Origin of the sequence: Candidatus Tisiphia endosymbiont of Dascillus cervinus (assembly GCF_964026405.1) — a bacterium.
In the GTDB taxonomy this organism is placed as follows: Bacteria; Pseudomonadota; Alphaproteobacteria; order Rickettsiales; family Rickettsiaceae; genus Tisiphia.
On record NZ_OZ032146.1, the window covers coordinates 16,819 to 39,415 of the forward strand.

The 22,597-nt window shown below is 33.7% G+C and carries 23 protein-coding genes; 7 read left to right on the plus strand and 16 right to left on the minus strand.

Features of this window, described 5'->3' with window-relative positions; all coding sequences use genetic code 11:
• Window positions 1–223: 223 nt before the first annotated feature.
• The 6 genes from AAGD19_RS00095 to AAGD19_RS00120 all read right to left on the minus strand — a co-directional run bounded on the left by AAGD19_RS00095 (window position 224) and on the right by AAGD19_RS00120 (window position 7,614).
• Complete coding sequence (locus AAGD19_RS00095; RefSeq protein WP_341747801.1) at window positions 224–970, minus strand: hypothetical protein; 747 nt, start codon at window positions 968–970, stop codon at window positions 224–226.
• Between the two features lie 91 nt (window positions 971–1,061).
• On the minus strand, window positions 1,062–2,285 hold the full coding sequence (gene murG, locus AAGD19_RS00100; RefSeq protein WP_341747802.1) for an undecaprenyldiphospho-muramoylpentapeptide beta-N-acetylglucosaminyltransferase: 1,224 nt from the start codon (window positions 2,283–2,285) through the stop codon (window positions 1,062–1,064).
• Window positions 2,282–3,430, minus strand: a complete 1,149-nt coding sequence (gene ftsW, locus AAGD19_RS00105) for a putative lipid II flippase FtsW (RefSeq protein WP_341747803.1) — start codon at window positions 3,428–3,430, stop codon at window positions 2,282–2,284. Before ftsW ends, murG begins: the two co-directional genes overlap by 4 nt.
• Window positions 3,417–4,925, minus strand: a complete 1,509-nt coding sequence (gene murD / locus AAGD19_RS00110; protein ID WP_341747804.1) for a UDP-N-acetylmuramoyl-L-alanine--D-glutamate ligase — start codon at window positions 4,923–4,925, stop codon at window positions 3,417–3,419. Before murD ends, ftsW begins: the two co-directional genes overlap by 14 nt.
• 173 nt (window positions 4,926–5,098) lie before the next feature.
• A complete protein-coding gene (locus AAGD19_RS00115) occupies window positions 5,099–6,469 on the minus strand; it encodes a M23 family metallopeptidase (protein ID WP_341748501.1) in 1,371 nt (456 codons plus the stop codon).
• Window positions 6,470–6,630: 161 nt separating this feature from the next.
• Window positions 6,631–7,614: a transposase gene (locus tag AAGD19_RS00120; protein WP_341747233.1), complete on the minus strand. Its 984-nt coding sequence runs from the start codon at window positions 7,612–7,614 to the stop codon at window positions 6,631–6,633.
• A gap of 409 nt (window positions 7,615–8,023) precedes the next feature.
• Between AAGD19_RS00120 and AAGD19_RS00125 the strand changes: the two genes are divergently transcribed.
• From AAGD19_RS00125 to AAGD19_RS00155, 7 genes are all read left to right on the plus strand, one after another.
• Window positions 8,024–8,542, plus strand: a complete 519-nt coding sequence (locus AAGD19_RS00125; protein WP_341747805.1) for a DUF2155 domain-containing protein — start codon at window positions 8,024–8,026, stop codon at window positions 8,540–8,542.
• Window positions 8,543–8,553: 11 nt separating this feature from the next.
• Window positions 8,554–9,981 (plus strand): O-antigen ligase family protein, encoded by a 1,428-nt coding sequence (locus AAGD19_RS00130; RefSeq protein ID WP_341747806.1) that lies wholly within the window; start codon window positions 8,554–8,556, stop codon window positions 9,979–9,981.
• Window positions 9,981–10,355 (plus strand): NADH-quinone oxidoreductase subunit A, encoded by a 375-nt coding sequence (locus AAGD19_RS00135; protein WP_341747807.1) that lies wholly within the window; start codon window positions 9,981–9,983, stop codon window positions 10,353–10,355. The genes AAGD19_RS00130 and AAGD19_RS00135 overlap by 1 nt, the downstream gene beginning before the upstream one ends.
• Before the next feature lie 4 nt (window positions 10,356–10,359).
• Window positions 10,360–10,893, plus strand: a complete 534-nt coding sequence (locus AAGD19_RS00140; protein WP_341747808.1) for an NADH-quinone oxidoreductase subunit B family protein — start codon at window positions 10,360–10,362, stop codon at window positions 10,891–10,893.
• A complete protein-coding gene (locus AAGD19_RS00145; protein ID WP_410520812.1) occupies window positions 10,871–11,473 on the plus strand; it encodes an NADH-quinone oxidoreductase subunit C in 603 nt (200 codons plus the stop codon). Before AAGD19_RS00140 ends, AAGD19_RS00145 begins: the two co-directional genes overlap by 23 nt.
• Window positions 11,474–11,761: 288 nt before the next feature.
• Window positions 11,762–12,022 (plus strand): hypothetical protein, encoded by a 261-nt coding sequence (locus AAGD19_RS00150; protein WP_341747809.1) that lies wholly within the window; start codon window positions 11,762–11,764, stop codon window positions 12,020–12,022.
• Window positions 12,000–12,284 (plus strand): hypothetical protein, encoded by a 285-nt coding sequence (locus AAGD19_RS00155; protein ID WP_341747810.1) that lies wholly within the window; start codon window positions 12,000–12,002, stop codon window positions 12,282–12,284. Before AAGD19_RS00150 ends, AAGD19_RS00155 begins: the two co-directional genes overlap by 23 nt.
• Window positions 12,285–12,678: 394 nt before the next feature.
• Here the strand turns inward: AAGD19_RS00155 and AAGD19_RS00160 are convergent, their stop codons facing one another.
• From AAGD19_RS00160 to AAGD19_RS00205, 10 genes are all read right to left on the minus strand, one after another.
• Window positions 12,679–13,983 (minus strand): citrate synthase, encoded by a 1,305-nt coding sequence (locus AAGD19_RS00160; RefSeq protein ID WP_341748502.1) that lies wholly within the window; start codon window positions 13,981–13,983, stop codon window positions 12,679–12,681.
• A gap of 304 nt (window positions 13,984–14,287) precedes the next feature.
• A complete protein-coding gene (locus AAGD19_RS00165; protein ID WP_341747811.1) occupies window positions 14,288–15,493 on the minus strand; it encodes a dicarboxylate/amino acid:cation symporter in 1,206 nt (401 codons plus the stop codon).
• 316 nt (window positions 15,494–15,809) lie between these two features.
• Entirely contained in the window at window positions 15,810–16,076 is a 267-nt protein-coding gene (gene cutA / locus AAGD19_RS00170; RefSeq protein ID WP_341747812.1) for a divalent-cation tolerance protein CutA, read from the minus strand.
• Between the two features lie 49 nt (window positions 16,077–16,125).
• Window positions 16,126–16,542, minus strand: a complete 417-nt coding sequence (locus AAGD19_RS00175; RefSeq protein ID WP_341747813.1) for a 6-pyruvoyl tetrahydropterin synthase family protein — start codon at window positions 16,540–16,542, stop codon at window positions 16,126–16,128.
• A gap of 369 nt (window positions 16,543–16,911) precedes the next feature.
• Complete coding sequence (gene atpC / locus AAGD19_RS00180) at window positions 16,912–17,307, minus strand: ATP synthase F1 subunit epsilon (RefSeq protein WP_341747814.1); 396 nt, start codon at window positions 17,305–17,307, stop codon at window positions 16,912–16,914.
• Window positions 17,307–18,740, minus strand: a complete 1,434-nt coding sequence (gene atpD / locus AAGD19_RS00185) for a F0F1 ATP synthase subunit beta (RefSeq protein WP_341747815.1) — start codon at window positions 18,738–18,740, stop codon at window positions 17,307–17,309. Before atpD ends, atpC begins: the two co-directional genes overlap by 1 nt.
• A 20-nt stretch (window positions 18,741–18,760) precedes the next feature.
• A complete protein-coding gene (gene atpG / locus AAGD19_RS00190; protein ID WP_341747816.1) occupies window positions 18,761–19,798 on the minus strand; it encodes an ATP synthase F1 subunit gamma in 1,038 nt (345 codons plus the stop codon).
• A gap of 210 nt (window positions 19,799–20,008) precedes the next feature.
• Window positions 20,009–21,580, minus strand: coding sequence for a F0F1 ATP synthase subunit alpha (gene atpA, locus AAGD19_RS00195; RefSeq protein WP_341747817.1), 1,572 nt, complete (start codon window positions 21,578–21,580; stop codon window positions 20,009–20,011).
• A 79-nt stretch (window positions 21,581–21,659) separates the two neighbouring features.
• Window positions 21,660–22,214, minus strand: a complete 555-nt coding sequence (atpH, locus tag AAGD19_RS00200) for an ATP synthase F1 subunit delta (RefSeq protein ID WP_341747818.1) — start codon at window positions 22,212–22,214, stop codon at window positions 21,660–21,662.
• A 184-nt stretch (window positions 22,215–22,398) separates the two neighbouring features.
• A complete protein-coding gene (locus AAGD19_RS00205) occupies window positions 22,399–22,593 on the minus strand; it encodes a hypothetical protein (protein ID WP_341747819.1) in 195 nt (64 codons plus the stop codon).
• Window positions 22,594–22,597: the final 4 nt, after the last annotated feature.

Here is a 22,597-nt window from a genome sequence, read left to right on the forward strand (position 1 = left end):
CGTTCCTAGCATCAAATTCTAGTAAATTGACTATAACACCTATGGACCTTCGGCAAAAAAATATAAAACTCGATAATCAAGTTTTTTAGAATTATTAAAAAATATGTCATTGCGAGGAGTGCGTAAGCACGACGAAGCAATCCAGTAACATCATTTATCTATAGATACTTTTTACTTACAATTGCTTCGCTTACGCTCACAATGACGCTGTGGTATTCTGTGTTTATATTGCACGAGGCGGTAACTGAAATTTCTCTTGTTCATTAACAATAGTACTATTCACTCTATTATTAGTGTCGCTTTTACCAACTTTCCTATTAGGATCATTTACCTTTATATCATCATAATCTTCACTAAGAAATTTTCTTTTCATTTCTGATTTATTGAGTACACTCTTAGTTTTATTAGTTTCTAGCTTTTTAATTGTTTTATGACTATCTGTTTCTATTGGTAACATATCAGCACTTTGTGTTTTAACATTTTTCCCCGCAGGACAACTATACTTTTCTAAATCTTTTTTAGTTTCATGCAGCATAGCTTTAATTTGCTCTAGCTCTTTGTGCAACTTACTGTTTTCCTCATCACTATTTCGCTTTTTTACCCTATCACTTGCTAAGTTCAATGAAGGATAATCTTTATCTTGATTTAACTTCTGCCTTCTTTTGCAATCTGCATCCTGTTTTACCATCTTAAGATACATCTGACGATTTCTTAAAGTTGGATTAATTGTTTCCGTATCAGCTTCACTAAGTAAATCTTCCTCATCGTCATCAAAATTTTCTTCCGTGACGTTTCTTTTTGCCATTGATATATACTTCTTATTATAAAGAGGCGGTCGCTTACCACCTTCAAAACCTTTTGTATCTATAATTTTATTATTAGCAGATTTTTTAAAATATCCTCTAAAACCATCAGTACAACCTGAAAGTAGGAACAATCCCAAAACTGTAATAATAGTTTTCCTTAACATAAAGCAATCCGATAATTTTTTAATAAGCCATAATTAATGACACAGAATTATTAAAGTTGCAAGAAGCAATTCCCTCAACTGAATTAAAAAGTCAGCTTATTATTTCTTCTACTGCATCAGCTAAAACCTTACTCCCATCATTTTTCCTTTTTAATAACTCAATAGATGTTTTTTTTAGTATATCACGATTTTTTACCAGCACTAAGATTTTATCGGCTAATTTTTCTGCTGTGATTGTACTTTGTTCAAAACACCACCCTGCCCCACTATCTTCTAGAGCCTTGGCATTATAGAATTGATGGTTTTCGCTAGCTGAAGGTAGTGGAATAAAAATCGCCGGCAATCCTACATAACAAAGCTCAGAAATAGTCGATGCCCCAGCTCTTGATATTACTAATTCTTGACTCGCATATTGCTGTTCCATATCATAAAAAAAATCTGCTAATTTATATGGAATTTTCAACTGAGCATAAATTTTCGCAATATTATCATGATCTTCTAAGGGAGCTTGTTGGGTAATATGCAGTTTAATATCAGGATTTGATTGCACTAATATCTGAATAGCTTCAGGTATTAAAGTAGAAAAAACCTTTGCTCCTTGGCTTCCTCCAAAAATAAATATTCGGAAAGTGTCATTATTAAAATTTTCCCTAACTTTCAGGTTTTTAACATTTTCCCGTACTATATTTCCTATAACCAATTTCTTATTCTTATCAAGAATATTATAATTTTTAGTTTCATCATATGTAAGTGCAACTTTCCTAGCATATTTTAAGAAAAATCTATTAGCTTTACCAATAAAGCAATTTTGTTCATAAACTATGATAGGAATACGTAAAAATACTGCAGCAAGCAATGGAGGAAAAGTCGGATAGCCACCAAACCCAATTATAGCATATGGTTTAATCTTCACTAATAGCAATAACATCTTAAAAGTTACAAATAACAAAGAAATCAATAACTTAAACCTATTAATTAACCCTTTAGGTGCTAATCTAAAATTTATTATATGTGGTATAAGCTTTAAATCTTCAGTTAAATATTTTTGGCATCTAACATCGGTGATAAGGTGCAACTCATACCCTCGCTGCATTAATTCTTCACCTAAAGCAATAGCGGGAAACAAATGACCAGCTGTACCACCACCAGCAACAATTATATTAGACTTCTTGCATAATTCTACTTCTGCTGGTAATTTATTCGTGCTACCGGCACTCTGCTCCTCACGTACACTAGAGTACGCTGCGGGTCGAGGTTTCGTGGCTTCTTTAAATTCCTCAGCAGAAGCGAATTCTGCAAGAAGTCTATTCTTCATATGTCAATATCTTGAATTTTATACTTACTAAGAGAGGTTTTATGTTTGGTAAAACCAAGCAGCATCCCCGTAGCAATGGCTATAGCAAGAGTTGAAGAACCACCATAACTAATAAAGGGTAACGTCATACCTTTGGTTGGCAATAAATTCAAGGTTACACCAATATTAATGATTGCTTGTAACCCTATTTGGGAAATAATACCACTTGCTGCTAATTGAATAAATTTATCTTCTTCATTAATAAGTTTAAGTAAACTACGAATAACTATAAAAGCAAATATCCCTACAATGATTAAACAAATAATTGCCCCAAATTCTTCACCAGCAACAGCAAAGATAAAATCAGTATGCGAATCCGGCAATACTTGTTTTACCGCTCCTTCACCAGGACCACGACCGTATAAACCTCCATGCTCAAACGCCCTGATTGACTTACCAACTTGGTAATTACTACTACTATCAGGATCCAAGAAACTATTAATCCTTTTTGTTACATGAGGAAGCCAAAAGTAAGCTGCTGTAACCCCAAATACCAACATAAAAGCAGCAAGTATAATCCAAAATATCGGCATACCAGCAATAAAAAGTTGAATACCAAAAACAGCAGTCACCATCACTAACATACCAAAATCTGGCTGGATAATTAATAATAAAGCAACGATACTATAAAGACTTATGCAAATAGAAAAACTTGGAATTTCATCTTCAAATTTCAGCGATAATATCCAGCCTGCCACCACTGCAAAAAATGGTTTTACAAATTCTGAAGGTTGTACAGAGAGACCTAGAATATTAATCCAACGAGTAGCCCCCTTAACCTCATAACCATAAAATCTAACTAAAATTAATAATAATATACTACCAATAAACCCTAGAATTGAGAATCTTTTTAACCATTTTCTTGAGAAAAAAGAAAAAAAAATGATTAGTAACAAAGCACTAGCAAGGTAGAATAATTGTCTAGATGCAAAATAATACTCATTAAGTCCAATTCTATTTGCTACTGCTGATCCTGATGTAGTAACCAACATTATACTAAACACAAATAGGATTACTAAAGCAATAATCATTTGCTGGTCAATACTACGCCACCACCATTTTATATAGTTGTTAGACAATTCATTATTATGATTATCTTTGATCATGGGTAGCAATAATATTATATAATTTAATAAATAATTCTCCGCGTTCCTCAAAATTTTTAAATTGATCGTAGGAAGCACAAGCTGGGGCTAGCAGAATATTCTTTATACCCCCCATATCCTCCATTGCATCTCTAAAGGCAGAATTAAAAGCCTCCGTTAAATCTTGACAAATTTGGTAATCTACCTTGCCATTAAGGAATGATGCAAAAAGATATTTATCTTGACCAAAAAGATAAGCCTTACGAATTTTATAAAACCATGGTTCTATATCTGTTATTCCTCCTTCTTTTGCTATCCCCCCAGCTAACCAATATATATTATCAAGCGATGAGATGGATTTAGAAGCAGCAATACCATTGGTAGCTTTGCTATCGTTATAAAAATTTATTCCTTGTATACTCTTCTGCTTTGAAGAATTGGTTTCGCAAAACTGCGGGGTATTCGCGTACTCACGTACTTCATGTACGCCTAGTCCGCTCGCCCCTTGTTTTACGTTCCAATTCTCCAAATCATTTGAGTATATTGTACCAACATATTGCATTCTATGTGGTAACCCCTTAAATAGCCCGATAGCGGCAATTATTTGTTCTGGTCTTGCCCCTATAATTCGACAAGCTGCATAACTAGCGGCAATATTTTCTTGATTATGTATACCTTGTAGATAATTATTATTATGGAAATTAATAGTAATAGGTTCAAAAATATTGTCATAAATAATATTATTACAAATTGATACTCCTTTATTAAGAATTTCACAAGTAGAGATTGGTACTACATTTGTTCTATTTTCCTTTTGTAATTCTAGAGAAATATTCTTGGTAATTTCATTATCAACACTAATTATAGCAAATGAATCTTTATCTATTCGATCAAAGATCTTTTTTTTAGCAGCAATATAGCCTTGCATATTATTATGTCGGTCTAAATGATCTTGCGTGATATTAAGAAGCACCACAATTTTGGCTTTAAAACTGTTTAATAAATCTAATTGGAATGAGGATAGCTCCAATACATATCCTTTACTATCTAACCTCATAGCCAAAACAGGAAAACCTATATTTCCTCCAACTTGATAATCAAAACCACAAGATTGTAAAATATGACCGGTTAAAGCAGTGGTAGTACTCTTACCATTAGTACCAGTTATGCCAATGAAATTAGCTGCTTCAGCCTCTCTTAACCTAACTTCCTCAAATAACAGATCTATATCTGAAGTTATCGGTATATTATAAGAATTAGCCATTGTAACAATGTCATGAGACAAAGGAATACCTGGACTCAGTAGAATCTTATCAAGATTTTGCCACTGCAGATCAGATAAGCTAACAAGACTATCACCCCCATAGATTTTGGTAAAAGCATCCCGACTGCTCTTTGCTTGATCATAGCAAATTACTTTAGCTACTTTATTCAGTACTTCCCAAGCAGCTATACCAGTCTTACCCAAACCAACTATACCTATCTTCTTATGTTTTTGTGAAAGAAACGATGCCATAATTTTTAGGCTTACCTTGTTTTACTTATGTTTACTATTTACATTACTGAGCTGCATTTTGACTAAAAATCACTCAAATAATTTAGTAAGATTGTATTTTTTCTAAACTCATCAAGGGTTTTTTCTTTATCACACTTGGTGAAATAATAAGAAACGAGAACTATATTAACTCCTTAAGATTTCAAGAATTTTGTTGCTGAATTTTCAGCAATCTCTGACTTATTATCAAGCTCATTACTTAAAGACCTTACATTACTTTTAAATTGTTTAAATTTTGCTAATTGCTTGCCAGCAAGTTCTATGCCTGGAGTAGATTTAACGTGCATAGGGTTTATGTTCTTACCACCTATTTTAACTTCATAATGTAAATGTGGTCCAGTAGTTCTACCAGTACTACCAACATACGCAATAACTTGACCTTGTTTAACTATACTTCCTAGCTTAAGATTTTTAGCAAAATTAGAAGCATGAGCATAAGCAGTTGATAGATTTTGACTATGTTTAATCTGTATAAATTTTCCGTAGCCAGATTTCCATCCTATTTCAGTTATCACCCCATTACCTGCAGCATAAATCGGCGTACCAGTTGGAGCAGCAAAATCAACACCTTTGTGCATTTTAGTATAGCCTAAAGTAGGATGATGTCTATTACCATAATGAGAAGAAACTCTAACTAATTTAACAGGTGTTCTAAGCAAACTTCTTTTGACACTTTTACCATCCTCAGAAAAGAAATCATGATTATTTTGTGCATTATTTGGAGAATATCGAAAAATATTATATTCCTTACCAGATAAATTAAGTGATACATATAAAACCTTACCATGATGAGAAAATTTACCATCCTCGGTAACAAATTTTTCGGTTATAACAGTTACAGTATCACCACTCTTAATTTGACGTTGAAAATCAATTTGATAACTATATGAGTTGATCATTTCAATTATACTATTACTCGATAACCCTAACGATTTTAAAGCTGACATAAAGTTTGAATTAATAACTACCGACGATTTAGTTAATAGCTTATTGAAAACTTTGGTTACGTCTCTTGCAAGGAAATCTTCACCTTCTCTAATAATTTCTAAAGATTTAACTTTATCATACGCTATAGTCAGTTTATTTAATGTACGTGATTCAGAAGCAAGGTCTTCATCATCTTGTTCAATAATCTTTATTTCGTAATCGAAAACCAGTTGCTGCCCTATCTTCAGAGAAGATTCAATATTTTTATCTTTTGCTATTTTTATAATTTGGGTTATTTCTTTATTTGGAATTTGTTGATGCAAAAGTATTGCCTTTAATGTATCACCTTTTTTGACTGTTATAATTTGGGAGATTTCATTTGATAGTTCTTCTGAAGATTCAAGTATCTCTGGCTCTGCTATAGTCATTGACATAGTATCACTAACGAACTTATTGATCGATAAAGATACAAAAGTAGCAAACCCCATAAAAAGGAATATAGAAAAGTATGAAAAAATGACCCTAAATTTAAACTTAATCTGCGGGTTTGTTAATATAAGGCGGATAATAGATTGCATTAATGCTAACTCTAGTGATATTGATTCATAAGAAAACAAATAACTAACCAAAAATTTAAATATTTTTAGTTTTCATTTGATCTTTATGTAGTGATCCTACCAATATGGAGTATAGAAAAATAAATTACAATAAAAATATTACTAAAGTTTTACTTCAAAACTTACGCTATGTAAGGTTCTAAATAGCGTAAAGAGGGTGAACGTAACTGCTGTTGCATATAATGATCTAAAAGCCCTAACTTTATTTGATAAACCGTCTTACCTATTTTGTGTGCAGTTCTTTTTAGAAAAGCCCACACTAAAAATGCACAACTAATGTGATTACGCTGGATGCGTTGTTTTCTGCATTGGCATCGTTCTATACCGGTAAGTTGCTTGATTTCTCTATGCATGCTCTCAATTACCCAACGAAAGCCACACTCATCTTGTACGGCTTTAGAAGATTTTTGAGTTTTGTTATTGGTAACAATATAATCAACTCTGTTGGTAGAAACAGTAAGTTTAAACAAATTAACATGCTTATCTTTTGCAAAGCCCTTTATATGAATCTCCACTCCGCTCTTAATTTCCTCATCTGAAAACGTTAACTTGCTAACAGCTTTATAAGGCTTAGAAGAGGAAGTTTTAGTAACGTTTCTATTTGCTTTAATAGGAGCATAATAATATTTACCCAAGGAATCAACATGTTGCATAATTTTATGCGTAGCATACCATGTGTCAAAAAGCACAGTTTGAAAAGGAATCTTTTTGCTATACACAGCATTATTTAACATATTTAATAGGTGTTCTACTTTTGTCGCTCCATCATGTTCGGGCGAAAAAATTCGGTAATCTATTACCCAAAACTTATTAATATCCGGATTATAATATACCAAACTTACTACTCCTATACCAGTAGTAATACCACCTGTAGCCCCACTGTACTGTGATCTAGCAATTTCTATTTTCTTGGTATTTCTTTTATTTAACACCGTATCATCAAATATTGTATATCCGTTAGGCGATAAAATAACATCATCCTTAATATGTTCCCATAACAAAGAAGGTGTATATTTTTCATTTTTTAAAAATCTATTAATAACATCATGGCTACATTTTTTGGCATGTTCAGCATAGTAGGTCAAACTATAATTCTTTTGACTCACTATTAGAAATTGACAGTAATCTGTCCTATTAACTGGTATTGCTTGCAATTTTATCCTCTTGGCATTTGTAAATTATACTCAACATAATGTACCATTTTTTTTCTCATAGCGTAAGTTTTGACTTATTTTAAACTACTAGCGATGAATTACACTATCATAAAATTTTATATATACAATTTTGCTGCATGCTAGTATAATTCAGCACAGTCCAAATTCGGTGAAATTATAGATTGCTTCGTCGACCTACGGTCTCCTCGCTAATAGACGTTTTATAGACGTATATGTCTATTAGCGAGCGAACGTACATGAGTGTGGCAATCCATAATATTAAAGCCCATTCGAGATAATAATTAGTTAATTCTTATCCCGAATTGGGGCAAATTATAACTTAAAGAATTGTTATTTTCGCATGTTGCAGAAATTGATGAAGCACCTTATATTTGCTAGTATAATGGGGTTTTTATGTATTCTTTCTTCTTATGGACAAGCTGAAGATACTACCCAAAATATGGAATTCCTTGATACTACAGATGAAAGTAATGAATTAGAAAAAGATCATAATTTTACTGAGCATGTTGCTGATTCTAATAACTTACCTAATATACAAAATAATGTTGAACATTCAGAATTAAAAACTTACAGTATTGGTAAGGTTATTTCTTTAAATAAAATCACAGCAACATCAAAGGAGCTGGTATTAAAGCCTAATGAACCACAATATTTTGGTAATATTCAAATTAAACTTCATAAATGTATTAAAAATCTTGATCCTTACAATGAGGATAATTACATGCTATTAACCATTACAGAGCATAAAATTGATGAGGATGCTATGTTAATTTTCCAAGGATGGATTATCTCGTCAAGTATCTCAGTCTCCACCTTTGAACATCCTATTTATGAAATCTTTGCTAAAAATTGTTTATAGGATATTTAAGAATGATACAATCCCTGTTTTACATTTTAGTAATGCTATTTCCAGTAGTTGGATTGATTTCTGGTTTTTCTGCTGCAGTAACAGTTCCTCTGTTGTTATTAACTATATTAATTGCTTTGCGAGATAAAATCTTTATTCATTTTAAATACGCCACTATTAAAAAAACTTTGTTATCCAATTGGAAACTGGAATTACTATTTTGTCTTTGGTGTCTTATAACAAATTTTTATTCACCTAATTACCCCTCCTCTTTATTTAACTATCTACAGGTTTGTTTAATTGTTCTAATAGGATTTATCGTAAATAGCAATATTGACAAATTATCCATAAATATAAGTAAAATAAAAATATACTTTATTATAGGAATAATAGCAGCAATTGCTTTGTTTTTTATAGAATACGCATCTCACGGTATTATAACAAGGGCTTTCCGTACTATTTTTCAGCCAAAATCTTCAAGTCAATTCTTTTTATTCATTCTTGACCGTGGGTGTTCTTTATTATCAGTTCTTTCATGGGTAGCGATAGCTATAATTATATCATATCATAGATATTTATTAGCACTAATATATTACCTGATAATTTTTTATTTGCTCTATATCTCAGATAGCCTTGCAAGCTTTTTAGCATTTACCGTAGCTGGATTAGTATTTTTAACAAATAGGCTGTTAGTAACCAAATCACTGCAATCTGTTTTTTTGAAATTATTTACCCTTGCTATGATATCTGGTTCAATATTAATGCCGATAATTGCCTATAAAATACAACCACATTATGCCTCAGATCACTATGCCAAGTTTCTACCAGACTCTGCTAAGCACCGTGTATTTATTTGGCACTTTGTTGCTGAACAAATTATCAAGAAACCAATTTTAGGTCATGGATTTGCTTCATCAAGAAATTTTAAAATTGATGAGAAACAAATGATTAGCTATAATCAGTGGACGTGGTCTCCCCTTCCTCTACACCCACATAATAATATAATGCAAATTTTATTGGAAACGGGCTTAATAGGTTTGATATTATTTTTATCTTTAATTTACAAATATATTCAAAAAATTAGTAATATATCCTTAGTGCAGTCTTCTAAAAGTGGTAAAATAAATCGAACGACTGAAAATAACAAAAAAATAGGTGTATACTCAAATGATTTGGAGAATTGGAACGTAAGACAAGGGGTGAGCGAACGGAGCGTACATGAAGTACGTGAATACGCGAATACCCCGCAGTTTTGCGAAACCAATTCTTCAAAGCAGAAGAGTATAGATGTATTAAATTACAAGTCAGTTGCCTATGCTTGCTTTATAAATTATTATATAATAGGTATGATTTCATTTAACATTTGGCAAATATGGTGGGTTTGCAGCTCTTTTGGAGCGATGATTTTGTTTAAGTTACTTCTTTCAAAATCACAGGAGTATAATTACTAATGTTGGAAACATCTAATATTTTACAGGAATACTTGCCTATAGCTGTGTTTTTTGGTATAGCATCAGTTTTGTCATTGGTAATAGTTACATTGCCAAGGCTTTTAGCTCCTCAAAAATATAATAAGGCTAAGTTGGATAGTTATGAATGCGGATTTGAACCTTTTGGTGATGCTAGAAGCAAATTTGATGTACGTTTTTATCTAGTAGCTATTTTATTTATTATTTTTGATCTAGAAATAACTTTTTTGGTGCCATGGGCTATTACGCTTGGACAAATTGGTAAATTTGGTTTCTTCTCAATGATGTTTTTCTTATTGGTACTTACCATCGGTTTTGTATATGAATGGAAAAAAGGAGCTTTAGACTGGGAGTAATGACATGCAAGCAAAGATAGATCTATATGATCAAGATAAGCTCCTTGAAGAAGAAATTTCAAATCGAGGATTCCTTATAACTAAACTCGACGATTTGATAGGCTGGGCTAGATCTAATTCACTTTGGCCTATGAGTTTTGGTCTTGCATGTTGTGCAGTAGAAATGATGCAAGCTGCTGCTAGCCGCTATGATATGGATCGTTTTGGCATGTTGTTTAGACCAAGCCCTCGTCAATCTGATTTAATGATAGTTGCAGGGACATTAACAAATAAGATGGCTCCGGCTCTTAGAAAAGTTTATGACCAAATGACTGAACCTAAGTGGGTTCTGTCAATGGGAAGCTGTGCCAATGGTGGTGGTTATTATCACTATTCATACTCAGTAGTACGTGGCTGTGATCAGATTGTTCCAGTAGACGTATACGTGCCAGGCTGCCCTCCAACTGCTGAAGCTTTGATTTATGGTTTAATGCAGTTACAAAAGAAGATTAGAAGAACTACTAGATTTAGAGAAGGTGACAATGGAAAATATCATTGACGACTTAATAAAAAATCAGGAGCTTGAGATAACTGCTTTGCCTATAAATGATTTGAATATACATTTTACTAGCTATAAAGCTGGTATAGAAAGTTTGCTACCATTTTTATCGGCAATTAAGGAATCTGAGGATTTGCGTTTTACTGTGCTAACAGATATATTTGCTGCTGATTTCCTAAACCGCTCTAATCGGTTTGAGATAGTGTATAATTTACTGAGTCTTAAATTAAATAAACGTATATTAGTAAAAATTGAGGCTGGAGAACATGACATAATCCCCTCAGTTACCAAAATATTTAGTGCTGCTTGCTGGTATGAACGCGAAGCATATGATATGTTTGGAGTAATTTTTGCTGGGAGTCATGATAATCGTCGTATTCTAACAGATTATGATTTTGTCGGTCATCCTCTCAGAAAAGACTTCCCATTAACGGGTTACGTGCAGGTTAAATATGATGAGAATCTTGCAAAAGTAGTATATGAGCCAGTGAAACTCGACCAACCATATAGAGAATTTGATTTTTCATCAAGTTGGCAAGGACCAAGTTATGTATTACCTGGAGATGAAAAGGCGAAGTGAAATAACTGTCATCTTTGTCTTTTTGATTATGGTATACTGTTCGTAAATGAAGAGTTGGTAGACGATAGTATAACTTCAAGAAGAGCTAGGCAGTAGCAAAGTCGAGCGGCGTAGCGTACATGAGTAACGGAGCAGCTTCGATCTTTGGTCGCGGGAACGCCAATTCTTGAAGTTCTACCTGAGCATATATTCCAGGGAAATAATACTTGCAAAATTGCTTTTTACTAATTATGTTACTAATCATGTTAATGGTGCAATTAGTTTCATAATTTTATTTTAAAAGATATCATGTTAACAATACTAGACTTAGAAGATTTTAAAACCAGTAAAAAAAATAATTCAAAGAAGTTGTTTTCAGCTGTTAGTGGTGATTTGCTGGATGCAATAAACGCAGGTAGTTTTTCTAGGTGTTACGGTCTTATCTTACGGTCTTTCGATGACTATAATTTAAAGCAAGTAAATGAAAATTTGCATGAATGTGCAGTATTTGACTTGGTATTAAGTCTATTACAGCATAAAACATCTGATGACTGCAATACAATTCCTTAAAACCCTAGGGCAAGCCATCAGTGATTCAGATGTTGACACAGGAGAGTGGTTATTTGCTTGTGCACAGGCAAATTCGTTTTCAAGGTTATATGATTCTTTAAGAAATTTGAATGGTTTTGAGCCAAACTATAGTTTATCTTGTCATGATGCTTCAAATCTCGTCAGTACTCCTGAAAATCTAAATACTAATGACAGACAAAACAGTAACTGCGATGTTGCTCTTGTAGGTGTAGAGGAGTCAATTAATCTATTGGCAGAATGATAATAGCTAAATATCCACAAATGTCATTGTGAGGTGACTAGCTACGACAATTTAGCCTAATGACGTCTAAACATAATAGACCTCTTTCGAAACTTTACTTCTGCTGGTAATTTATTCATGATCCCGGTACTCTGCTCCCATAGTACCCTACATTTTTTATGCCACTGTTGTTAAGAGGCCTTCCGAGCGTCATTGCGAGGAGTTGCTGAAAGCGGCAACGCGGCAACGCGGCAACCTAGGATACGCGAAGCGTTACTCTAAAAAAACAGCTTCGCTGTTTACCTAGATCGCCACGGCATCTAAAGATGCCTCGCGATAACGATTATAAAGAAATGTAGGATACTATGCTTAAACCTTCTCGGATTAGCTTTATCTATATAGGATTTTACTATAATTATCTTTTATCAAAAGGAATAAATTCTCTTTGTACATACCCAGTATATAATTGCCGAGGTCTGCTAATTTTTTGTTCAGGATCTTCATGCATCTCTTTCCATTGTCCCATCCAACCAACAGTTCTTGCTATAGCAAAAAGCACTGTAAACATCTGTGATGGTATCCCCATAGCTTGATAAATAATACCAGAATAAAAATCAACGTTTGGATAAAGCTTACGATCTATAAAATATTGGTCATTGAGAGCAATTTTTTCAAGCTCAGTAGCGATTTGGAGTAATGGGTTATTATTTTCTCCTAATTCATCTAATACTTCTTTGCAGGTCTCTCTAAGTACAACTGCTCTTGGATCATGATTTTTATAGACTCGGTGACCAAAGCCCATTAAGCGGAAAGAATCATTTTTATCTTTTGCTCTTGCAATATATTGTGGAATACGGTCTATTGTCCCAATCTCTTTCAGCATATTAATTACTGCCTCATTTGCTCCGCCATGTGCTGGTCCCCATAAAGATGCTATGCCAGTACTGATACAGGCAAACGGGTTAGCACCGGATGATCCGGCTAAACGTACTGTTGAAGTGGAAGCATTTTGCTCATGGTCAGCATGGAGAATAAATATTTTATCTAAGGCGTTCTTTACTACTTGGTTTACCTTATATTTTTCACAAGGCGTCGCAAACATCATATGGAGAAAATTTTCAGTAAAATCTAAACTATTATCAGGATATATAAAAGGCTGACCTATTGAATATTTATATGCCATTGCTGCAATAGTTGGCATTTTTGCAATCATTCTAATAGCAGCTAACTCGCGTTCATTTTCTTCTACATTTAAAAAACTTGGATAAAATGCAGATAAAGATCCTACCACAGCCAACATAATTGCCATAGGATGAGCTGAGTGACGGAAAGCCATAAATAAACTTCTAAGCTGCTCATTAACCAAAGAGTGATTAGTAATTTTCTGAGAGAAAGATTTATACTGATTAGTGGTTGGTAATTCACCATTTAACAGTAAATAGGCGACTTCTAAGAAATTACTTTTTTCTGCTAACGTTTTAATATCATATCCTCGATGTCTTAATATCCCTTGATCCCCATCTATGTACGTCATTGCAGATTTACAAGCTGCTGTAGACATAAAACCAGGGTCATAAGTGAAATAGCCTGTTAATGAATATATACCGCTAACATCAATAACATCTTGACCAATCGATGCTTTTTTTATTGGTAAATTAAAAGACTTATCACCTATTTTTAATTCAACATTTTCCAAAGTTTTAATTCCATTATTTGTCATATGTTCTCTTTTATCATATTTTATGTTACCCACTAATACTCGATAATCAAGTTTTTTCTTAACCGTCATCGCGAGGCATCTTTAGGTGACGTGGCGATTTCATGAAGTAAGATATCCTTCACAAGATTGCCACGTCGCCGCTTACAGCGACTCCTCGCAATGACGCTAGGCTGTTTTTCCTATGACTTTTAAATTGCCATAGGGGTTATGCGTAAGGTGAGTAACTAATATATAGACTTAAATCAATCATAATATATATGAGCTATAATCAATATAATAGCTATCTTATTACCACTTCACAGACCTAAACTGAATTATATATTTCTTTGTTTAAAGTACCTTCACTGTTATCAATAATCAAGGTAATTGTTGCATCACCTGTAATATTAATGGTGGTACGTAACATATCTAATATCCTATCAATTCCAGCAATTATAGCAACACCTTCAATCGGTAAATGGATTGAAGACAGAACCATAGGTAGCATTATTAAAGAGGCTCCTGGAATACCAGCACCACCTATAGATCCAAGAGTTGAGGTAATAATAATGACTAAATAATCATGCACCGCTAAATCTATACCCATCATTTGAGCAAAGAATATGGTGGTAAGAGCCAAATTTATAGCAAACCCATCCATGTTTATCGATGCCCCAAGTGGCAATATGAAAGAAGTGCTAGATTCAGAGATGCCTAGACGTTCACGACAAACTTGCATAGTTGTAGCAAGCGTTGCTTTGCTACTAGAAGTAGAAAAGGCAAGTATTTGGTATTCCAAACTCTTTTTATAAAAAGGTAATGGTGACATTCGACAAAATACATAAATTAACGCACCAAAAATACCATATTGACATATCATGGCAATCACTACGGCAGCAACTAATTTTGATAAACTAATCATTACATCAAAACCTTGCGTACCGACTACCCAAGCCGTTAAAGCAAATGCACCATATGGAGAAAGTTGAATGATCATTGAGATCATTTTTAATACCATTTTTGATAATCTATGAAATAAATCTTTAACAGGTGCAGCACTAGTTCCCATTTTATTTAGTATAAGTCCAGAAAATATTGCAAAGAATACAATTTGTAAAACATTAGAATTGGCAAAAGCTCCTACGACATTATCAGGCACAATATTCACAAAAAAATCAATCATATTAAAGGATTTCTCTTGTGAAATATTTGAGGCAACATCAAAGTTAATATGAACACCATGACCTGGCTTTAATACAAGAGCAACTGTAAGACCAAAAACTACGGCAAAAAAAGTAGTTCCTAAAAAAGCAGTAACAGCCTTTATTCCTACTCTGCCAAGAGAAGTAGGGTCACTCATGCTAGTTATGCCTGCTACTAAACTAAAAAATATTAAAGGAGCAATAATCATTTTGATCAAACGCAAAAAAATATCTCCTACCGGTTTTATATAAGATACATATTCAGGAAAATATATACCAAACATTATACCTAGGATTAATCCCAAGGTAACTTTTTTCCATAATTTCATTGTTCTACTTAATTAATTTAAAGAGTGTTTTGATCCGACGTCATCCTGAAATAAATTCAAGATAATATCCACTTGTGTTCAGGATGACACCAACTTTGGAATTCTAGATATACTCAAATGATTTGAAGAATTGGATTTGAAAATGAATGGTGAGCATGCTAGGTGTACATATAGTATAATTACGCATGCGAATCCATGATATTTTCAAAAAACAATTCTTCAAAGCAGAAGAGTATAACATCGCTGACTTAAACTCAGGAAGCATTGGACTATATAGTTTGAGTAAATCTTAGATCTAATAAACACTCTCTTAAAATTAGATACTTTGAGTTACCCAATTTAAATAGCTAGACAGCCCATCTTGAATGTCGAGCTTTATTATTTGAGGAAGATCATAATTATGTATATCAGTAATCACCTTTTCTATTGTATTGTAGTTATCAGACTTAGCCTTTATCACAATACGATATTCTAGCACAGAAGATATCTTGCCTTCCCATTTAAAATAGCTGACTATATTATCTACTTGTATGCAAGCAGCTAGATTTTCTTCCAATAAGCTAGTTGTTATTTTGTCTACCACCTGCTGGTCATTTGGTCGTAGTTAAAATCACACAACATCTTTGTACCACTTATACCTCAACAAAGCAATTAGGTGTTTCAAATAATTTGACTTTTGTAATAATAAAAGAACTATTAGTAAATAATTTTGGTAAAATATTCAATTTTAAGTATAGCGCTATATTTTCTGCAGTTGGATTTTCCTGCATATAATATATTTTTTGACCAGTCCAGTCACATATTCTATCCCCCATTTCTCTATCATTTTGGTGTAATATAATATTATGATCAAAATTATCATCTATCCACTTTTGTATTATTGACTTCATGTAACCAAAATCTATAACCATACCAAGATTATCAGTAACATTTGATTCCACTGTAACTTCAAGGACATAACGATGACCATGTAGAAATTGACACTTATTCTCATGTCCAACAACTCTATGACCTGCATCAAATTCAATTTTACGAGTACACTTTATCATCATTAACCTCAAGTATAGATGTAAGACATCGGTTTAATAGCCTAGGGTATCATCCATGCACTTTTGATATCATCTCAGGCGTAAAGGCCGGCTGGTATCTAAGAAAATAGCCTAGAAGGATGTTATATCTATAGTATCTACATTTTTTATATAACCACTATTAAAATGGCTGCTGATCGTCTATTAGCGAGGAGTCGCGAAAAAGCGGCGACACGGTAATCTAGGATACGCGAAGCGTTACTCTAAAAAAAACAGCTTCGCTGTTTACCTGGATCGCCACGGCATCTAAAGAGCCTTGCTATGACGATTATAGAAAAATGTGTACTATGATGTTATATACTCTTCTGCTTTGAAGAATTGTTTAATTCTTTAAATATGAGCTAGCAAAGATTCATATCTAGCAATATCCAATTTAATAATATCAATTTTTGTATCATCAATTTCTTCGTCTATTTCTTTTGTTAAAGAGTCTATTTTCCTAATTATCTCATGTAGTTGCAAACTACTAGTATCAACAGCAAACTCTGTTACTATATTTACATTTGTCCACGTGACCTCAGCTAACCCTGAGTAGATAAAGTACTTAAATACAGAATTATCTACTGTAATTTTTGTCAATCCATCTTTTAAATTTGCAATCAATAACTCATGACCTGGTAAAACCTCAAATTCTCCTAATTCTCCCGGCATTGTTATCATCCGAGCTTCCATGTCAAACACAACATTCACTGGCGTTACAATTTTAACTCTAATTGTTTTATTCATTATGCCACTTTTTCTTTAAGTGTTTCACCTTTCTCTACTGCTTCATCAATGCTACCAACCATATAAAAAGCAGCTTCTGGTAAATAGTCATATTTGCCAGAAACCAACCCATGAAACCCTTCAATAGTATCAGCTAAACTGACAAATTTTCCAGCTATACCTGTAAATACTTCGGCAACATGGAAAGGTTGAGATAAAAAGCGTTGAATTTTCCTTGCCCTAGTAACGGTTAATTTATCTGCTTCCGATAACTCATCCATTCCTAGAATGGCAATTATATCTTGCAGAGACTTATATGTCTGCAAAACTTTTTGTACCTCACGAGCAACCGAATAATGTTTCTCTCCAACAATTGCCGGATTTAGTAATTGTGAACTACTATCAAGTGGATCTACTGCCGGGTAAATACCAAGCTCAGCAATTTGTCGACTAAGTACGGTAGTAGCATCCAAATGGGTAAAAGAGGCAGCAGGAGCAGGATCAGTTAGGTCATCTGCTGGCACATAAATAGCCTGCACAGAGGTAATTGATCCAAGCTTTGTTGAAGTAATACGCTCTTGTAGCTCTCCCATATCTGTTGCCAGTGTTGGTTGATAACCAACTGCTGAAGGTATTCTGCCTAAAAGGGCTGATACCTCAGAACCAGCTTGAGTAAAGCGAAAAATGTTATCGACAAAAAACAAGACATCCTGTCCTCCATCTAAATCCCTGAAACTTTCGGCTATAGTAAGACCACTTAAAGCAACTCTAGCTCTTGCACCGGGTGGTTCGTTCATTTGCCCATAAACAAGAGCTACTTTAGATTTTTTGGGATTTTTTAAATCAATTACCCCAGAGTCAATCATTTCGTGATAAAGGTCGTTACCTTCTCTAGTCCGTTCCCCAACTCCTGCAAAAACCGTATATCCCCCATGTGCTTTTGCTATATTATTAATAAGTTCCATAATTAACACTGTCTTTCCTACCCCAGCACCACCAAATAACCCAATTTTTCCTCCTTTTGAATAAGGGGCTAAAAGATCAATGACCTTAATCCCTGTAACCAAAATGTTTCTTTCAGTTGATTGATCAACAAAACTTGGAGCTGGTTTGTAAATTGAAGCAAAGTCAGTTGAATCAACCTTACCTCTTTCATCAATTGGTACACCAACCACATTTATTATGCGTCCGAGTGTGCCAATACCGACAGGTATCTTAATAGTCTCACCTGTATCTATTACTTCTTGCCCTCTTACTAACCCTTCTGTTGGTCCCATAGATATACATCTAGCAATATCGTCTCCTATATGCTGTGATACTTCTAGTATCACTTTCTCTCCATTATTATTGCACTCAAGTGCATTGAGAATTTTTGGCAATTTACCATCACTACTAAACTGCACATCGACTACAGCTGAAATAATCTGCACAATCTTGCCAATAGTTTTTGTCATATTTTACCTTAATTTATTTTTTATACGGCTTCTGCCCCTGCAATAATCTCTATCAAATCCTTAGTAATCAGATCTTGTCTAGATCTATTAAGTTTTAGTGTTAATTTATTAATAAGCTCCTTAGCATTTTTTGTTGCATTATCCATTGCTGTCATTCTAGCTCCTTCTTCGCTAGCTCTATTTTGTAGTAGAGCATAATTAATTTGAGCCGATACATAAAGATTAATCATATGCAAAATAAGCCCTTCACCTTCATATTCATAGCTCAAATATTTCTCATTTGAACATAGCTGTTTTTCAATTGGCAATATTTGCTTTTTAGTTGGAATCTGTATCATAGCATTTTTACAATTGTTAAAATATATTTGACAATTGCTAATTCTAGAATCCTCTACCATCTCCATCAGTTTTTCTTTGACCTGAAATGACAAATTATTATTATGAGCTTTTGGAAACTCATAATAATTATCAATATAATGGGAATATTGCCCCTTAAATGCATCATAACCCTTTTTGCCAATAATAATAAGCCTTACTTGTTTACCAACATTTTCCAAATTTGCAATATCAGATTTTACCTGCTTGGACAGTAAAAAATTAAAAGCTCCGCACAAACCTCGTTCGGAGGTGACTACTATTAGTAAATGTAACTTATTTATATTAGACCTCTTGCATAATTCTACTTCTGCTGGTAATTTGTGCGTCGCTCCGGTACTCGAATCCTCACGTACACTCAAGTACGCTGCGGTTCTGCGTTCCGTGGCTTCTGCAAATTCCCTAGCAGAAGCGAATTCTGCAAGAGATCTATTCACGTCACCTTGGTCTAATAATCCTTCCGAAAAAAATTTTTTCTGTTCGATAAGCATATCCTGTAAATTATTGCTAGATGCCACGCTAGACATTATACCCTGCAGAATCCCAATATAATCCTCTGAGTCCTTAACTTGGTTTTTGGCTTTTGTAAACTTAGTAGCCGAAACTATCTGCATAGCCTTAGTAATTTTTTGCGTTGTTGTAATGCTCTTAATACGAGATCTTAACTGTTTTAAACCTGACATAGCTACCTAATTAATCTTAATCTGAAGTCGATTTAACTTACTGAACACTCGATAATTAAGTTTTTTAGAATTATTAAAAAATACGTCATTGCGAGAAGTCGCTGAAAGCGACAACGCGGCAATCTAGGATACGCGAAGCGTTACTCTAAAAAAACAGCTTCGCTGTTTACTTGGATCGCCACGGCATCTAAAGATGCCTCGCGATGACGGTTAAGGAAAAACTTGATTATCGAGTGAACAAGCATTAAAGTTTTGCACAAAATTTTCTAAGAAAATTTTTAACTTTTGTTCTATTTCTTTAGTAATTTGTCCTTGCTCTCTAATAGATACTAAAATATCGTTTTCACTCAGTTTTATTTCTTGTAGCATTCTATGCTCAAATTCTTTTATTCGTTCAACAGGAATACTATCAAGATAATTTCTTACCCCAGCATAAAGACTAACCACTTGTTCCTCAACAGGGAAAGGGCTATATTGATCCTGCTTCAATATTTCGCTAAGCTTTGTACCATGTGAAATAAGTTGTTTAGTTGAAACGTCTAAGTCTGAACTAAACTGAGAAAAAGCTGCTAATTCCCTAAATTGTGCTAACTCAAGTTTCACATTTCCTGCCACTTGCTTCATAGATTTTACTTGTGCTGCTGATCCTACCCTACTCACGGATATACCAATATTTACCGCTGGTCTGATACCTTTATAGAACAACTCATTTTCTAAAAAAATCTGTCCATCAGTAATTGATATAATATTGGTTGGAATATATGCGGAAACATCACCTGCTTGGGTTTCAATAATTGGCAAAGCCGTAAGAGATCCACCACCAGATTCATCTGACATTTTTGCTGCTCGTTCAAGTAACCTAGAATGTAGATAAAATACATCTCCTGGATAAGCTTCACGTCCCGGCGGTCTTCTAAGTAATAGTGAGATTTGTCTATAAGCAACAGCATGTTTACTTAAATCATCGTAAATAACTAGTGCATGCATACCATTATCACGAAAATACTCACCAATACTACAACCAGTGTAAGGGGCAACATATTGTAACGCAACAGGATCAGAGGCAGTAGCTACCACAACTGTGGTATATTCCATTGCTCCTGAGTCTTCTAATCTTTTTACTACCTGTGCAATAGTCGATCTTTTTTGACCAATAGCTACATAAATACAATAAATTTTATTTTTTTCATCACCGTCAAGATGAGCTTGTTTTTGGTTAATAATAGTATCGATAACAATAGCGGTTTTACCTATTTGCCTGTCACCAATAATTAACTCCCTCTGACCTCTACCAATAGGAATTAGGGCATCAATTACTTTAATGCCCGTTTGCACCGGCTCTGTAACACTTTTTCTAACAATTATCCCCGGAGCTTTTTCCTCTATATTCCTATATGTATCAGTTATAATCTCGCCTTTACCATCAATAGGATTTGCCATACCATCAACGACCCTACCAAGCAACGACTTACCAACTGGTACTTGTAAAATCTTCCCAGTTCTTTTTACCGTATCACCTTGTTTGACTTCTCGATCACTACCAATTAATACAATACTTACAGAGTCTGTTTCAAGATTAAGAGCTAGACCTTTTACTCCTGACGCAAACTCAACTACCTCGCCAGCTTCCACATTATCGATACCATATACCCTAGCTATACCATCACCAACTGTTACAACCTGCCCTACTTCTCGTAAATCACTAAGCTGATCAATATTAGCAATTTCTTTTTTTAATATTTCAGCAAGTTCGACAGCCTTTAATTGTTGGGTAGACCCCATAGTTATTCCTCATATAAAATTTATTTAACCTATCTTTGTACCTCAATTTGATATAAGAATTAACAATTCTTATATCAAATTAGCTTGTTATCTTTGTAGCTTTCAAGGTTTTCGTTATTTTTTCTAACATTCCAGCAATAGAATAGTCCCTAACTATGCTATCATATTGCACAACAATACCGCCAATAATTGACTGACTTTGGCGAAAATTTATAGCAACCTTCTGCTGAAACTCATCTGCTAAATATTTTGTTAACCATTCTTTCTCTCTAGTTTGCAAAGATTTAGAAGAAGTTACTTTTACCATTTTAATATTTCTGCTGTTATTAAGTAGTTGTTGGTATAATACTATTATGTTTGATAAAATAGGCATACGTGAATGCCTTAGTAATATTAACAAAAACCGCTTAACTATAGATTCGATATTAAAGGTTTCTGTAATTAACTCAATTATTTTACATTTGTCAATATCCTTTACTATCGGAGAAAATATAACAGCCTTGATTTGCGGATTATCCTCGATAAATTGATTAATAATGGTAATCTGCTGTAATATTTTATCTTCCAAGCTACTTGCCAATGCATTATCAAATAAAGCAGAAGTATAGTTACGTACTAATTTATTGTTAATCATTATGTTTTTATATCTTATATTTTTATACTGCTCGTAAATGAAGAGTTGATAGACGATAGAATCAAAATCATGATAGTAGCAGGAATTACCAAGTCGAGGTGCTAGGCGTACATATAGTACGTGAACACCTCTAGAATCTTGGATAATGACGACGCAATTCTTGATTTTCTATCTGAGTATAAAACTAAATCAAACAATAATAAACCACATACAGCCAAGAAAACAAGCCATGTACGATTGCCCATAATACAGAGTGGTTTATATTAAATGAAATAGCCATAGCAAGTGCCGCACCAAATGACACGCCATGCTGCATAACAATGTTTATTCTCCTCCTTGGTGGATAAACTCCATAATCTTCACTGTTCATTTTACTCATTTTT

Excerpts from the sequence above, each read along its gene's own strand:
- AAGD19_RS00095 (WP_341747801.1), bottom strand. The coding sequence starts at position 970 with ATGTTAAGGAAAACTATTATTACAGTTTTGGGATTGTTCCTACTTTCA.
- murG (WP_341747802.1), bottom strand. The coding sequence starts at position 2,285 with ATGAAGAATAGACTTCTTGCAGAATTCGCTTCTGCTGAGGAATTTAAA.
- ftsW (WP_341747803.1), bottom strand. The coding sequence starts at position 3,430 with ATGATCAAAGATAATCATAATAATGAATTGTCTAACAACTATATAAAA.
- murD (WP_341747804.1), bottom strand. The coding sequence starts at position 4,925 with ATGGCATCGTTTCTTTCACAAAAACATAAGAAGATAGGTATAGTTGGT.
- AAGD19_RS00115 (WP_341748501.1), bottom strand. The coding sequence starts at position 6,469 with ATGCAATCTATTATCCGCCTTATATTAACAAACCCGCAGATTAAGTTT.
- AAGD19_RS00125 (WP_341747805.1), top strand. The coding sequence starts at position 8,024 with ATGTTGCAGAAATTGATGAAGCACCTTATATTTGCTAGTATAATGGGG.
- AAGD19_RS00130 (WP_341747806.1), top strand. The coding sequence starts at position 8,554 with ATGATACAATCCCTGTTTTACATTTTAGTAATGCTATTTCCAGTAGTT.
- AAGD19_RS00135 (WP_341747807.1), top strand. The coding sequence starts at position 9,981 with ATGTTGGAAACATCTAATATTTTACAGGAATACTTGCCTATAGCTGTG.
- AAGD19_RS00140 (WP_341747808.1), top strand. The coding sequence starts at position 10,360 with ATGCAAGCAAAGATAGATCTATATGATCAAGATAAGCTCCTTGAAGAA.
- AAGD19_RS00150 (WP_341747809.1), top strand. The coding sequence starts at position 11,762 with ATGTTAACAATACTAGACTTAGAAGATTTTAAAACCAGTAAAAAAAAT.
- AAGD19_RS00155 (WP_341747810.1), top strand. The coding sequence starts at position 12,000 with ATGACTGCAATACAATTCCTTAAAACCCTAGGGCAAGCCATCAGTGAT.
- AAGD19_RS00160 (WP_341748502.1), bottom strand. The coding sequence starts at position 13,983 with ATGACAAATAATGGAATTAAAACTTTGGAAAATGTTGAATTAAAAATA.
- AAGD19_RS00165 (WP_341747811.1), bottom strand. The coding sequence starts at position 15,493 with ATGAAATTATGGAAAAAAGTTACCTTGGGATTAATCCTAGGTATAATG.
- AAGD19_RS00175 (WP_341747813.1), bottom strand. The coding sequence starts at position 16,542 with ATGATAAAGTGTACTCGTAAAATTGAATTTGATGCAGGTCATAGAGTT.
- atpC (WP_341747814.1), bottom strand. The coding sequence starts at position 17,307 with ATGAATAAAACAATTAGAGTTAAAATTGTAACGCCAGTGAATGTTGTG.
- atpD (WP_341747815.1), bottom strand. The coding sequence starts at position 18,740 with ATGACAAAAACTATTGGCAAGATTGTGCAGATTATTTCAGCTGTAGTC.
- atpG (WP_341747816.1), bottom strand. The coding sequence starts at position 19,798 with ATGTCAGGTTTAAAACAGTTAAGATCTCGTATTAAGAGCATTACAACA.
- atpA (WP_341747817.1), bottom strand. The coding sequence starts at position 21,580 with ATGGGGTCTACCCAACAATTAAAGGCTGTCGAACTTGCTGAAATATTA.
- atpH (WP_341747818.1), bottom strand. The coding sequence starts at position 22,214 with ATGATTAACAATAAATTAGTACGTAACTATACTTCTGCTTTATTTGAT.
- AAGD19_RS00205 (WP_341747819.1), bottom strand. The coding sequence starts at position 22,593 with ATGAGTAAAATGAACAGTGAAGATTATGGAGTTTATCCACCAAGGAGG.